Origin of the sequence: Streptomyces sp. A1277, assembly GCF_004795015.1 — a bacterium.
GTDB lineage: Bacteria > Actinomycetota > Actinomycetes > Streptomycetales > Streptomycetaceae > Streptomyces.
Map to the genome: position 1 here is coordinate 14873 of NZ_SSBI01000012.1, position 13230 is coordinate 28102.

12 protein-coding genes are annotated in these 13230 nt (G+C 68.5%); 8 read left to right on the plus strand and 4 right to left on the minus strand.

The window, feature by feature from the left end; translation table 11 throughout:
* The 3 genes from E6R18_RS10430 to E6R18_RS10440 all read right to left on the minus strand — a co-directional run bounded on the left by E6R18_RS10430 (position 1) and on the right by E6R18_RS10440 (position 2272).
* The gene (locus E6R18_RS10430; protein WP_136316587.1) at positions 1 to 474 is read right to left on the minus strand and encodes an SCP2 sterol-binding domain-containing protein; all 474 of its coding nucleotides are present in this window, start codon (positions 472 to 474) and stop codon (positions 1 to 3) included.
* A 105-nt stretch (positions 475 to 579) separates the two neighbouring features.
* Positions 580 to 843: a hypothetical protein gene (locus E6R18_RS10435; protein WP_136316588.1), complete on the minus strand. Its 264-nt coding sequence runs from the start codon at positions 841 to 843 to the stop codon at positions 580 to 582.
* Between the two features lie 214 nt (positions 844 to 1057).
* A complete protein-coding gene (locus tag E6R18_RS10440) occupies positions 1058 to 2272 on the minus strand; it encodes a helix-turn-helix domain-containing protein (protein ID WP_136316589.1) in 1215 nt (404 codons plus the stop codon).
* A gap of 757 nt (positions 2273 to 3029) precedes the next feature.
* On the opposite strand from E6R18_RS10440, the gene E6R18_RS34790 reads away from it, so the two are divergent.
* Positions 3030 to 3647 carry a hypothetical protein gene (locus E6R18_RS34790; RefSeq protein ID WP_240799679.1) on the plus strand — a complete coding sequence of 206 codons (618 nt, stop codon included), beginning with the start codon at positions 3030 to 3032 and terminating at the stop codon, positions 3645 to 3647.
* 176 nt (positions 3648 to 3823) lie between these two features.
* A complete protein-coding gene (locus tag E6R18_RS10455; RefSeq protein WP_240799680.1) occupies positions 3824 to 5293 on the plus strand; it encodes a DUF6801 domain-containing protein in 1470 nt (489 codons plus the stop codon).
* 85 nt (positions 5294 to 5378) lie between these two features.
* Here the strand turns inward: E6R18_RS10455 and E6R18_RS10460 are convergent, their stop codons facing one another.
* Positions 5379 to 6314, minus strand: a complete 936-nt coding sequence (locus tag E6R18_RS10460; protein ID WP_168712316.1) for a hypothetical protein — start codon at positions 6312 to 6314, stop codon at positions 5379 to 5381.
* A 911-nt stretch (positions 6315 to 7225) separates the two neighbouring features.
* On the opposite strand from E6R18_RS10460, the gene E6R18_RS10465 reads away from it, so the two are divergent.
* The 6 genes from E6R18_RS10465 to E6R18_RS10490 are packed head-to-tail and all read left to right on the plus strand — an operon-like array spanning position 7226 to position 13230.
* Positions 7226 to 8221 (plus strand): ATP-binding cassette domain-containing protein, encoded by a 996-nt coding sequence (locus tag E6R18_RS10465; RefSeq protein WP_136316592.1) that lies wholly within the window; start codon positions 7226 to 7228, stop codon positions 8219 to 8221.
* Entirely contained in the window at positions 8218 to 9072 is an 855-nt protein-coding gene (locus E6R18_RS10470) for an ABC transporter permease (RefSeq protein WP_136316593.1), read from the plus strand. Before E6R18_RS10465 ends, E6R18_RS10470 begins: the two co-directional genes overlap by 4 nt.
* A gap of 3 nt (positions 9073 to 9075) precedes the next feature.
* Positions 9076 to 9879: an ABC transporter permease gene (locus E6R18_RS10475; RefSeq protein WP_136316594.1), complete on the plus strand. Its 804-nt coding sequence runs from the start codon at positions 9076 to 9078 to the stop codon at positions 9877 to 9879.
* The gene (locus E6R18_RS10480) at positions 9879 to 11186 is read left to right on the plus strand and encodes an MCE family protein (RefSeq protein ID WP_136316595.1); all 1308 of its coding nucleotides are present in this window, start codon (positions 9879 to 9881) and stop codon (positions 11184 to 11186) included. Before E6R18_RS10475 ends, E6R18_RS10480 begins: the two co-directional genes overlap by 1 nt.
* A complete protein-coding gene (locus tag E6R18_RS10485) occupies positions 11183 to 12214 on the plus strand; it encodes an MCE family protein (RefSeq protein WP_136316596.1) in 1032 nt (343 codons plus the stop codon). The genes E6R18_RS10480 and E6R18_RS10485 overlap by 4 nt, the downstream gene beginning before the upstream one ends.
* Positions 12211 to 13230: an MCE family protein gene (locus E6R18_RS10490; protein ID WP_136316597.1), complete on the plus strand. Its 1020-nt coding sequence runs from the start codon at positions 12211 to 12213 to the stop codon at positions 13228 to 13230. Before E6R18_RS10485 ends, E6R18_RS10490 begins: the two co-directional genes overlap by 4 nt.

Below are 13230 nucleotides of genomic sequence, written 5' to 3' on the forward strand. Positions count from 1 at the left end.
TCACGCCTTCGGGATGTCGAAGTAGCGGGTCAGGCCCGAGGCCAGGCCGACGTCACCGGCCACCTTCAGCTTGCGCATCATGAACATCGTCACGGGGTTGGCGTTGCCGGAGACCAGCTTGAGGAACTCCGCGTCCGCCATGACCAGGGTCGTGCGCGGTTCGGCGTCGGAGCGGCCCTCGCTGATGGCGCAGGTGCCGTCCGCGATCGAGGTCTCGTAGACCACGTCCGTGTCGCCGGTGATCTTCCAGCGGATCAGCGCCGTGAGCCGGCCGGCCGCTTCCGGGCGGAACTGCTGCCCCATCCGGCCGAAGACCTCGCCGAGCACCCGGGCGCGCAGCTCGCCGTGCATGGCCTCGCCGAGCTGTTTGGCGGACAGGCCCTTCACGATCCGCGCGAACTCGGGCGGGGAGACCGCCGCGAAGTCGAGGGCGGCCAGTTCGTCGATGACCCTGCCGGTGCTGTTGTCGGCCACGCCAGTTCCTTACTCTGGAGTAAACTTACTTTTGAGTAAGGTAAGGGCCCGGCGACCCCTTCGCAAGGCCCGGCGGGACACTGCGTGAGGTGCGGGGTCGCGGAGTCACCAGGGGCTGCCGGGGCGCACCACCAGGCGGGGGTGGTGGGCTGCGAGCACCTTGTTGGCGCGGGCCAGCTCCGAGAGGGCCTGCTCGCGGTCGGCCTGGTCCTCGACGCCGAGCCGGGGCCCCCGGAACCTGCGGACCTCGCGCGCGGCACAGGCGGCGTCGAACTCCGCCCGGAGGATGTGCGCCGGGATGCAGGAGCCGATGAGTGCGGCGATGCGGTCCGGGATCGGGACCGGGACGAGCAAGTGCGAGGCGGTCATAGGGGGTTCCCTCTCGATGGTGGCCAGGAGGTCGGGTGCCGGGCCGCCGGGTGGGCGGCCGGCTCCTCTCCATATAACGGGACGCAGTTCCGGGTTTCTCGTTGAGAACGTCTCCGTGTGGCAACCGTTTGGGAATGACCGGCTATTTCCCCTTACCGGCAGGTAGGTTGACTTCGCGTGAGGTACTCGTCCGATCGAGGCCGCGTCGCGCTGTTCAGATGGGTGTGTCGTTGCTGCGGGCCCGAAGCTGCATGGCGCGGAGCACGGTCTCGGTCGAGAACCGGGCCTCCGGATCGACCAGTTGGTCACCGAAGATCGATTCCAGATTGCGCATCCGGTAGCGGACGGTCTGGGGATGTACGTCGAGCAGCTCGCCCATCTGGGCCGCGGTGCCGCGGGTGTCGAGCCAGATCCGCAGCGTTTCGATGAGCCGTTCGCGCCGGTTGGCGCTGATGTTGGCCATCGGGGCGAGTTCGCGGCGCGCGAGCTGGTCGAGGAGGACCGGGTCGGAGAGCAGCCACAGGGTGATGAGGTGGTCCTCGCAGAGGATGGCCGGTGCATCGTCTATGACGCCGGCGTCCACGAGTTCGAGCACCCGCCGGGCCCAGCGGATCGAGTCCGAAGCCAGGGACGCGGGGACGGTCAGGCCGATGGCCGTGTGAGCACCCGGGAGCGCGTGTTCGAGCATGCGTCTTCGCATGTCGTCGAACGGTCCCGGGATCAGTAAGTGCGGCTGCGGGTCGCTGAAGTCCACCAATATGTCCCGGTCGATCCCGAGCCGGTCGAGATCCGGAGCGGGGCGCACCGCGACGAGGGTCACCTCGTCGGGCAGGGTCCAGCCGGTCTGCTCGCTGAGCTCCGCGATGGCGACGCGGGGCACCGGCCGGCCCGCGAGGATCAGGTGCAGCAGCCTGCGCCGCAGCGTGTCCGTGTGGTCGTCGGAGGCCGACCTCACCTCCAAGTACCCCTCGCGCGACAGGGCTTCGAGCTCATCGACGTACGAGAACAGGGCGTCGGCGAAGGTCAGCATCATCGTGGGGGAGAGGTTGTAGCGCCTGCCGATCTTCTTCGCCCGGCGCAGCGCGACCCGCGCGCCCAGCCGGTACGCCCCCTGCAACTGGTCCAGGCTGCGCCCCTCGTACGCCTCGAACCTGCCGAACCTGCGGCACATCTCGTCGCGCAGCGCGGAGGGCGCGGCCGGCTCGGCCACCTGGTCCACGAAGACGGAGATGCTCTGCTCCACGCCGACCCGGATGCCCTGGCCGTAGGGGCCGTCCAGGAGCCGCGCGTACTCGGGGTAGGCGCGGGTGACCTCAAGGCCGATCTCCTTGATGAGACTCGGGAGTTCGGGCCGCACGATCGCGGCGAACTCCTGCGGCAGCGGTCCCAGTGGCTCTCCCAGCTCCGAGGGCTGTGCAACTCCCGGCATACCTTTTGACCCCTTGCTCTCCGGCGCCCGATGGGGGGTGGACGGACGGGAGAGCGCTCCCATCCGTCGTCAGGTGCGTACCGACATCGGCTGCCGAACATAGTCCAAGGCTGTGGCCCTGAACACAGGCAGGACAAGACGAAATGCAGGGGGCACGTATCGGCGGGCCGGCCGCTGGTGCGGCGCTCGCGCCGGGATGGTGGCGCGCTCGTGGGGTGCTGGAGCGGGAAACGGAATTCCGAAAATGCGACTGTGTTTGTGGCCCGCACGCGCAGACAATGTCGCGTGTGCTATTCACGTTGAATTCCACTGCGCAGACAGGTGCAGTGGGGGTGCAGTCCGGCGCAGCGGCCGGGGCGGGGGGCGCACGGACCGCAGGGGCCGGACGGGGCCGCGTCCCAGGGCTGTGACATGGCACATTGGGCGGAGGCGAGGGGCCGGTCCGTCATCCGGTGAGCAAGGCCCGGCACCCGTGCACCGGCGAAACCGCTCACTTCTCGATAAAAAATCGGTGCGCCGTACTCGCGGTGCAGCAAATTCTCCACAGAGAAGGCGGTTTACGGAGATTCTTTGTTCCGATGTGTTGCGGAGCAACATTACTCACCCGTAGCGTCATCGCCGAACGCAAGAGGTCGAGCAGTCGGTCAGGCCGGACTGCCGCATTCCTGTCCTGTGACCCCCCGCTCCGGGAGCACCGCTGACCCGGCCGGAAGCGGCCCCCGGTGTCGGTCACACACCCTCGAAGGGAACCGGATCCGTGAACACCCTTGCACGTAGAGCCGCCATCGTCGTCACCGCCGCCAGCGCAGCCCTCGGGATGGCGGTGACCTCGGCTTCCGCCGGCACCACCTCCACGTGGTCGGCGACCCCGAGCGGCGCGTACACCGCCCACGCCGCCTACCCCACGCTGGACGTCCCGTTCGCGAACCTGGAGTGTGACTCCTCCGACGTGTCCTCGGGCACCGTCAACGCGAGCAGCTCCACCGGTGCCAACATGGCCACCATCGGCAACATCAGCTTCACCAACTGCACGGTAGGCGGGCTCGACTTCGACGTCACCATGACCGCGACGCCGTGGACGATCAACGTCACCGGTGTGAACTCCTCGAACGCCAACCGGGTCAACGGCAACGTCACCGGCATCTCCGCCCACATCGAGGGCTTCGCCTGCAGCGCCGACTTCACCGGCAAGGTGTACGGGTACTACGACAACAGCACCGGTGACCTGGTCATCGACGGATCGGGCACCGAGCTGGTCGCGTCCAACGCCGACTGCCTCGGCCTGGTCAACGACGACGACGTGGCGTCGTTCAACGCCTCGTACCACGTGAAGGTGACCTCGACGGGCACGTCGCCGGTGATCAGCACGCCGTAAGGCCGCAGGAGCACACGGGTACGGGCCGACCGCGGAGCCTTTCCGCGGTCGGCCCGGCCTTCTCGTTCGGGCGCCGCGCGCTCGGGCGCAACCGCAGTACGAACTACCGATCGCACCCCGTGGAGGACAGGCCCGATATGCACACCCAGATACCTGTGACCCGTGCGGGGCGTTCCGTGCGGGTCGCTTCCGTCGCCGGTCTCGCCCTGCTCGCCGGGCTGTTGTCCGGGGGAGGCTCGGCCGCCGACGAGAGTCCTGGGCCCCTCAGCCTCGCGGCGGCCTGTGGACCCGAGGACAGCGGCACGGCGGCCGCGGCCACGGTCGGCGTATCGGTGGACGTCCCGGCGACCGGCGAGGCGGGCCGGCCCGTACAGCCGGGGCCGGTGACGCTCACCCTCACGCTCTCGCGGGCGGATCTCGCCGGGCTGTTGCCGGAAGGCACCGGGGCCGTCGTGAGCCGGGTGGCGCTCAAGGTGAAGGTCGCCCAGAACGGCGAGTCGGCCGAGGCGCCCTGGGAGCTCACCGCTCAGAGCACTTCGCTTCCCGCTGACGGTGACGTAGCGCTCGTCCACTCCGGTGAGGTCCCTTACGTGACGTTCGGATCCTCGGGCGACGTCGACTTCTCGGTCGGGGAGTTCACGGTCGAGCTGCTGTCCGCCACGGCGACGGCCGAGGAGACCGCACCGGCCCTTGCCACGCTGACCTGCCGGCTGAAGGAGGGGGAGGACGGACATCTGGCGACCACGCACGTGACGGACGGCTCCGGCACCGGACCGTCCGGAACCCCCGAGACACCCACCACGTCGGCGGGCGGTTCCGGCCGGGTGAAGGGGAAGGACATCACGCTGGAACCGCCGGCCGCCGATGACGAGGACACCGACTTCTGCCCTGTCGACCCGCCGGTGGGGGAGATGGACGCGAGTGAGGCACCGCAGCCTCCGCCGGGCGATCCCGTCATCCCTACGGACCTCCCCACGGGAGGGACCTTCAGCTGCGCCTACGCACTGGGTCTGGCCAACGTGTACAAGCTGAACGGGGCCATGATCATCAACGATCCCGACAACCCGGCGCTCATCAGCGTCCTTGCGTCCAAGCGCACGGCGTCGCGATCGGCGCAGAAGCCGGGCGGGGCGTACCTCCGTATCGATTCGCTCGCCAACCTGGACCTTCCGGACGCCGAATCCACCTTCCTCACTTTCGGTTTCCAGCCGGTGACGGCGAAGGTCTCGTTCGAGAACGGCCCCATCACCATCTCGACGGGCAACTACGGTTCCGGCGCCAGTCGGGTGGCGTTCTCCACGGCCTACTTCAAGCAGTCGCTGCGCCTCCACGATGTCAAGGTCAACGGCACTCCGTTGGACGTGGGAAGCAACTGCCGGACGTCGAAGCCGTTCAAGGTGGCGCTGGACGGGGGAGCCGATTACACCAACGTCGCTCTGGGCGGCGTCCTGGAGGGCGAGGTCGACATCCCGCCCTTCACCGGCTGCGGTACGGGTGGTGAGGACCTGAACCCGCTTTTCACCGCCTCCCTTTCGGGCCCCGGGAACCGGGTCTTCATGAACCAGGCCCCGACCTGTGTTCCGGCGAACCCCACCAGGTCGTACTGCCCGCCCCCGCTGCCCGAACTGCCCGGCTCGAAGCCCTGACCGAAGCCCTGCCCGACCGGCGCACACCGAAGGGGCCACCTCCGCAAGGAGAGTGGCCCCTTCGGGGTTTCGGGCCCGAGGGCGGTTACCGCGCCGCCGAGTGCCAGTACTGAGACAGCAGCTTGCCCGCGTTGGGCGCCGCGTCACGCGGCTTGTTCATCGTCGCCACGTACGTCTGCGCGTCGTTCAGCGTGACGTTGTTGTTGCCGGAGGCCGACGGGAGGCCCGTCTTCAGGTTCACGGCCCAGTTGAGCGCGCCGAGCAGACCGCAGCCGTTGGTGCCGGGGACCGCGTACGTCGTGTCGGTCTGGGTGGCGCCCAGGAGGTTGAGCCGGTTCATGGGACCGGTCGTGTCCAGGGTGCCGTCGCCGGCGAACTTCTCGCTGCTGATGGCCGGCTGGGTCAGGTTCTGCGGCTTGAGCAGGATCGGGTCGGAGGAGGAGCCGATGTAGCACTTGTCGCCGAGGAGCGGGTTCTGCAGGTGGATGCGGACCGGCAGGGTGACGATCGGCTTCCCTGTCGTCGTGCCCGCCACGAGCTGGAAGCCGGTCGGGGTGTTGACCGATTCGATGGTCGCCGTCACCCGGTTCAGGTTGACGTCGCTGAGTGTGTTGCAGATGCCGGTGACCACGGGGACGCCACTGGGGCACATCAGGCCGAGCAGGCCGCCCGGCACCTTCGCGGAGTCCGCGACGAGCGCGCCGCCCGCCGGGGAGACCACGGTCGACAGGCCACCGGGGTGGGTGACCACGCCGAGCTGGAGGTCGCTGGCGCCGACCGGCACCTCGGTGTTGCCGAGCTTGATGGAGCCGCTGGCCGAGTGGGACGACACACAGATGGCGGTGTCCGTCGCTCCGTCCGCGGCCAGCATGGCGGGGTCGTCCACCGGGCAGCGGCTGAACGGTGCCCAACTGCCGTTCAGCGTCGTGGCGGCCGTGGCCGAACCCATCGACGCGACGGCGGCGAATGCGGTGAAGGAGGCCAGCAGCCCCAGACGTACCCGGTTCGAGTCAGTTCTCATGTCTTCCCCTTTTTCCGATGGGAGGCGGCCGCCGTCGAGGCGGCCCGGTGAACCCGGAGATGCTCGGTGCGCAGCGGAATTGAGCGCGGAATGCGGAATGCGGAATGCGGGTGCCGGGATCGCGACGGGCCGTGCCGAGGCGAAATTCCCTTCACCGAGCCGTGAGGTTACTGGCGGGAAACACCGGGGCACAATGCCGCCGTATGAGAATCTGTGGGCGGGACGGGCATCTCTTCCCCGGGTGAGTACGAGATCCGGCCTTCTTGTCACATCGTGCGTACGCCCTCGCGGGCTCCGTACCGCCGACCACCGGCACCATATACGGAACTCCGCCTCCCACTTGTGTATTCGAGCCGGTCCCGAGCGCTTCTCGGCGATCCGTGCACCGACCCTGCCCAGGCCGGCCGATGGCGGAACTTGTCACTCGGAGACAGTTTTTCCGGCCGCCTTGCTCAGCCGGTGCGAAAGGGCGGACGGCTTTGCGCTCTCGCGCGAAAACTTGATGACCTGGTATTGCGGGGCAGGTTACTCGGCCGTAACGTCGCCTCCGTCAGCAACTCCTCCGGTGCGTCCGGAGACTGCTCACCCGTCGGGAGGCGACCCAGGCACATCCCCAGTGTCCGGGTTTCCGGTCCAGGAGGGCATCGGCCCCAGGAATCTTCACGCCGGCGGAGCTCCTCCTCCGGAACCCCGCGGCGCAGACCCCTCTGGGCCGCGGGGTCCCGGCCTGCAACGACGGATGAGAGTGCGCAGTTGTTCACAAGATCGGGTCCGTGATCTGTCATCGGATGACAAACGGGCCGGATCTTTGCGAATGGGCTGTTCAAGGGCTTGTCCTGGCGGTGCAGGTGAACTTAACGTGCGCCCCTTGGTGCACTTCTGTCACTTCGTGAGCGCATGCAGGAGGTGGGATGGGAATCGAAGTAGTGGTCGAGGGACTCACCAAGTCTTTCGGCAAGCAGAACATCTGGCAGGATGTGTCGCTCACGCTTCCCGCAGGCGAGGTCAGTGTCATGCTCGGCCCGTCCGGTACGGGAAAGACGGTGTTCCTGAAATCCATCATCGGCCTGCTCAAACCTGAACGCGGTCGCGTTCTCGTCAATGGCGTCGACATGGTGAACGGCTCCGAGCGCGACATCATGGAGACCCGCAAGCTCTTCGGTCTCATGTTCCAGGACGGCGCCCTTTTCGGGTCGATGTCACTTTTCGACAACATCGCCTTCCCGCTGCGGGAGCACACCCGCAAGAAGGAATTCGAGATCCGCCGCATCGTGATGGAGCGGATCGACGTGGTGGGCCTCCTCGGGGCCGAGAACAAGCTGCCCGGCGAGATATCCGGCGGCATGCGCAAGCGGGCCGGCCTGGCAAGGGCCCTCGTCCTGGACCCGCAGATCATCCTCTGCGACGAACCCGACTCCGGTCTCGACCCGGTCCGCACCGCCTACATCTCCCAGCTCCTCGTCGACCTGAACGCCCAGATCGACGCGACGATGCTCATCGTCACCCACAACCTCGACATCGCCTCCACCGTGCCGGACAACATGGGGATGCTGTTCTGCCGCAACCTCGTCACCTTCGGGCCGCGCGAGGTGCTGCTCACCAGCGACCTGCCCGTCGTCAACCAGTTCCTCGCCGGCCGCTGCGAGGGACCCATCGGCATGTCCGAGGAGAAGGACGCCGCCACCCTCGCCGCCGAGGAGCGACACGGCTACGGCCAGGGCATCAGCTCGGCCAACGCCCCGCGCACCGTCGTCCCGCAGCTGGAGCCCTCGCCCGGCCTGCCGGTCCGCCAGGGCGCCCTGCGCCGCCGGGAGCGGGTCATGTCGATGGTGGGGCAGCTGCCGGAGGCGGCCCGTACCGCCATCCTCAACAGCTACAGCCCGGCCGCGGGCGGTGGACGCCTGTGACCGCCCCGATGCCCGTACGGCCCCCCGAGGAGCCGGTGGACCACGTCCCGGAGCCCGAGAAGGCGCCCGAGGCCCCGCGCCCCAGCAGGCTCACCGCACCGCTGCGCGAGACCGGACGGCTCTTCGCCCTGGCCGGGACCGTGAGCCGGGAGACCTTCCGACGGCCCTTCCAGGTCCGGGAGTTCATCGAGCAGTTCTGGTTCGTCGCCAGCGTCACGATCCTGCCCGCCGCCCTCGTCTCCATCCCGTTCGGCGCGGTCATCGCCCTCCAGGTCGGCTCGCTCACCCAGCAGCTCGGCGCCCAGTCCTTCACCGGCGGCGCCAGCGTCCTCGCCGTCATCCAGCAGGCGAGCCCGATCATCGTGGCCCTGCTGGTCTCCGGGGCGGCGGGCTCCGCGATCTGCGCCGACCTCGGCTCCCGCAAGATCCGCGAGGAGCTGGACGCGATGGAGGTCATGGGCGTCTCGCCCGTGCAGCGCCTCGTCGTCCCGCGCGTCCTGGCCACCATGCTCGTCGCCGTCCTGCTCAACGGCCTCGTCTCGGTCGTCGGCACCCTCGGCGGCTACTTCTTCAACGTGATCCTTCAACACGGCACCCCGGGCGCCTACCTCTCCAGCTTCTCCGCCCTCGCCCAGCTGCCGGACCTCTACGTCAGCGAGATCAAGGCGCTCATCTTCGGCTTCATCGCCGGCATCGTCGCCGCCTACCGCGGCCTCAACCCGCGCGGCGGCCCGAAGGGGGTGGGCGACGCGGTCAACCAGTCCGTCGTCATCACCTTCATGCTGCTGTTCTTCGTGAACATGGTCCTCACGGCGATCTACCTCCAGATCGTCCCCGCGAAGGGGAGCTGACCCATGTCGATGCTCGGCTGGCTGGACAGATCCGGCGACCAGCTCACCTTCTACGTACGGGCCCTGCTCTGGATACCCCGCACCCTGCGCCGCTACCTCAAGGAGGTGCAGCGCCTGCTCGCCGAGGTCGCCTTCGGCAGCGGCGGCCTCGGGGTCGTCGGCGGCACCATCGGCGTCATGATCGCGATGACCCTGGCCACCGGCACGGTCGTCGGCCTCCAGGGATACGCGGCCCTCAACCAGATCGGCACCGCCGCCTTCACCGGCTTCATCTCCGCGTACTTCAACACCCGCGAGATCGCCCCGCTCGTCGCCGGCCTCGCCCTGTCCGCGACCGTGGGGGCGGGCTTCACCGCCCAGCTCGGCGCCATGCGGATCAACGAGGAGGTCGACGGACTGGAGTCGATGGGCGTGCGCTCCATGCCCTACCTCGTCACCACCCGCATCATCGCCGGCGTGGTCGCCATCATCCCGCTCTACGCGATCGGGCTGCTCTCCTCGTACGTCGCCTCCCGCTACGTCACCGTCCTGTTCAACGGCCAGTCGGCGGGCACCTACGACCACTACTTCAACCTCTTCCTGTCCCCGGCGGACGTGCTCCTTTCGGTGCTCAAGGTGCTGATCTTCAGCGTGATGGTGATCCTCGCGCACTGCTACTACGGCTACCACGCCACCGGCGGCCCCGCCGGGGTCGGTGTGGCAGTCGGCCGGTCGGTGCGCAACGCGATCGTGCTGATCAGCGTCACCGACTTCTTCCTCTCGCTCGCCATCTGGGGCGCCACGACGACCGTGAAGGTGGCCGGCTGATGAATTCCCGCGCCACCAGGACCACCGGCCGCAGAACCGCCGGCATCGCCTTCTTCCTCGTACCCGCCGTCCTCATCTGGGTCTCGGTCGCGGTGTACGAGAAGGACTTCACCCACGACGCGACCGTCACCGTACGCACGTCGAGCGTGGGCAACGAGATGCACGACAACGCCGACGTGAAGCTGCGCGGGGTCGTCGTCGGCCAGGTCCGCGACATCGCGGCCGACGGCGACGGCGCCCGGCTCACCCTCGCGATCAAGCCGGACAAGCTGGACCGCATCCCGGCCGACGTCACCGCCCAGATGCTGCCCACCACCCTCTTCGGCGAACGGTTCGTCGCCCTCGTACCGCCCGCCGTGCCCTCGGCGAAGACCCTCAGCGCCGGTGACGTCATCCCGCAGGACCGCTCCAGCAACGCCATCGAGCTGGAAGAGGTCCTCGACAACGTCCTGCCCCTGCTGACCGCGGTGAAGCCGGAGAAGCTGTCCGCCACCCTCAACGCGGTCTCCACCGCCCTCCAGGGCCGCGGCGAACAGCTCGGCGACACCCTCGTCAAGCTCGACGCCCACCTGCAGAGGTTCAACCCCCAACTCCCCACGCTCAACGAGGACATCAAGGAATTCGTCAAGGTGAGCCGGCTCTACGCGGACTCCGCCCCCGACGTCCTGGACGCCCTCACCGACTTCACCACCACCAGTGGCACCCTCGCCGAACAGCAGGCCGACCTCGCCAACCTGTACGGCTCCACCACCGCGTCGGCCCGCGACCTCACCGCCTTCTTCCAGCGGAACAAGGACAACCTCATCCGGCTCGCCGCCACCGGCCGGCCCACCCTGGAAACCCTCGCGAAGTACTCCTCGGAGTTCCCCTGCACCCTGCGCACCATCTCCGGGTTCATCCCGGCCATGGACAAGGCGCTCGGCAAGGGCACCGACCAGCCGGGACTGCACGTCACGCTCAAGACCGTGCCGTCCAAGGGGAAGTACGCGGCGGGCAGGGACACCCCGGTCTACAACGCCACCGGCGGACCGCACTGCTACTCCATCCCCTATGTCGGCCAGACCGTGCCGACCGCCGACGTCAGGACCGCCGAGGACACCGGCACCGCGGCGGACCCGGAGACGGCCACCCCGGTGGAGGTCCCGGCGGCGGACGCCTCGCTCGGCATGCCCAACTCACCGCAGGAGAGCCGGCTCGTCAACGAACTGGTCGCTCCCTCACTGAAAGTCCGGCCGCAGGCCCTGCCCGAGTGGAGCAGCGTGCTCATCGGCCCGGCCTTCCGCGGTGTGGAGGTGAAGCTCAAGTGAAGCGCCGCTCCCTCGCGGGACCGCTCGCGAAATCGATCGTCTTCATCGTGGTGACGAGCCTGGCCACCACGGTCCTGGCCCTGTCCATCGCCAACACCGGCGTGGGCGACACCCGTTCGTACCGGGCCAGGTTCACCGACGCGACCGGCCTCATCGTCGGGGACAGCGTCCGGATCGCCGGCGTCAAGGTCGGCCAGGTCGAGTCCGTCGAGGTCGCCGACCGCCGGGTCGCCGAGGTCGGCTTCAGCGTCCGCAAGGGCCGCAAGCTCCCGGCGTCGGTGACCGCGTCGATCAAGTACCTCAACATGGTCGGCCAGCGCTACATCGACCTGGACCAGGGTGCGGGCCCCGTCGGCGAGAGCTTCGCCCCGGGCGCCACCATCCCGCTCTCGCGCACCACCCCGGCGCTCGACCTGACCCAGCTCTTCAACGGCTTCCAGCCGCTCTTCGAAGGGCTCTCCCCTCCCGACGTCAACCAGCTGGCCGGTTCCATCGTCCAGGTCCTCCAGGGCGAGGGCGGCACCGTCGACAGCATCCTCCAGCACGTCGGCTCGCTGACCGGCACAGTCGCCGCCAAGGACAAGGTGATCGGCGAGGTGATCAAGAACCTCAACACGGTCCTGAAGACCGTCAACGACCGGGAGGCCGGCTTCAACGACCTCGTCGACACCCTCCAGGAACTCGTCACCGGCTTCGCGGGCGACCGCAAGCCGCTCGGTGAGGCCGTCACCGCGATGGGCGCGCTCACCACGGTCACCGCGGACCTCTTCGAGGACGGCCGCGGGCCCCTCAAGGCCGACATCAAGGAACTCGGCCGGCTCTCCGGGAACCTCGCCGACAACTCCCCGAAGATCGTCGACTTCCTGGAGAAGACCCCGGCCAAGATGGAGGCCATCGGCCGCCTCACCTCGTACGGCTCCTGGCTCAACCTCTACCTCTGCGAGGCCAAGGTCAGCGGCGTCACGACCAGCGACGGCAGCACCCCGCCGACCGGCATCGAGATCACCCAGCCGAGGTGCCTGTCATGAGGATCAAGCCGATACGCCACCGCAACCCCGTCGCCGTGGGCATCGTGGGACTGCTCCTGCTCGCCCTCATCGGGTTCGGGGCCTACCGCGCCGACTCGCTCCCCTTCATCGGCGGCGGCACCACCTACAGCGCCGACTTCACCGAGTCCGCCGGCCTCGGCGAGGGCGACGAGGTACGCATCGCGGGAGTGAAGGTCGGCAAGGTCACCGGGGTCTCCCTCGACGGAGCCAAGGTCAAGGTCACCTTCAAGGTCAAGGACGCCTGGATCGGCAACGCCAGCACCGTGGGCATCGCCATCAAGACGCTCCTCGGCGACAAGTACCTCGCCGTCGACCCGCTCGGCGACTCGGCGCAGGACCCGGACGAGCGCATCACCGCGTCCCGCACCACCTCCCCGTACGACGTCACCCAGGCGTTCAACGGACTGGGCGAGACCATCGGGGAGATCGACACCGAGCAGCTCGCCAAGAGCTTCGAGACGATCTCCGCCACCTTCAAGGACTCCCCGCCCGACGTGAAGAGCGCCGCCGAGGGACTGTCCGCCCTGTCGAAGACCGTCTCCGCACGCGACGCGCAACTGGCGACCCTGCTCAAGGGCAGCAAGCAGCTCACCAAGACCCTCGCCAACAAGAAGAGCGGCTTCGAAACCCTCCTGGAGGACGGCAACCTGCTCCTCGGCGAGATCCAGGCCCGCCGCGACTCCATCCACCTGCTGCTCACCGGCACCCGCGACCTGGGCACCCAGCTCACCGGGCTCGTCGCCGACAACAACAAGCAGCTGAAGCCGACCCTCAAGGCGCTCGGCCGGGTCACGGCGGTGCTGCAGAAGAACCGCAAGAGCCTCGACAAGGTGCTCTCGCTCGCCGGCTCGTACAACCGGCTCGTCGGCAACACCCTGGGCAGCGGGCGCTGGTTCGACAACTACGTCTGCGGCGTCGTCCCGAAGAACTACCTGCCCGCGAACACACCCCCGGCGACCGGATGCATGCCTCCCAAGCAGGAAGGCGGGCACTGA

Coding starts and splice junctions, on each gene's coding strand:
- E6R18_RS10435 (WP_136316588.1), bottom strand. CDS start 843: ATGACCGCCTCGCACTTGCTCGTCCCGGTCCCGATCCCGGACCGCATC.
- E6R18_RS10440 (WP_136316589.1), bottom strand. CDS start 2,272: ATGCCGGGAGTTGCACAGCCCTCGGAGCTGGGAGAGCCACTGGGACCG.
- E6R18_RS10460 (WP_168712316.1), bottom strand. CDS start 6,314: ATGAGAACTGACTCGAACCGGGTACGTCTGGGGCTGCTGGCCTCCTTC.
- E6R18_RS10465 (WP_136316592.1), top strand. CDS start 7,226: ATGGGAATCGAAGTAGTGGTCGAGGGACTCACCAAGTCTTTCGGCAAG.
- E6R18_RS10475 (WP_136316594.1), top strand. CDS start 9,076: ATGTCGATGCTCGGCTGGCTGGACAGATCCGGCGACCAGCTCACCTTC.
- E6R18_RS10480 (WP_136316595.1), top strand. CDS start 9,879: ATGAATTCCCGCGCCACCAGGACCACCGGCCGCAGAACCGCCGGCATC.
- E6R18_RS10490 (WP_136316597.1), top strand. CDS start 12,211: ATGAGGATCAAGCCGATACGCCACCGCAACCCCGTCGCCGTGGGCATC.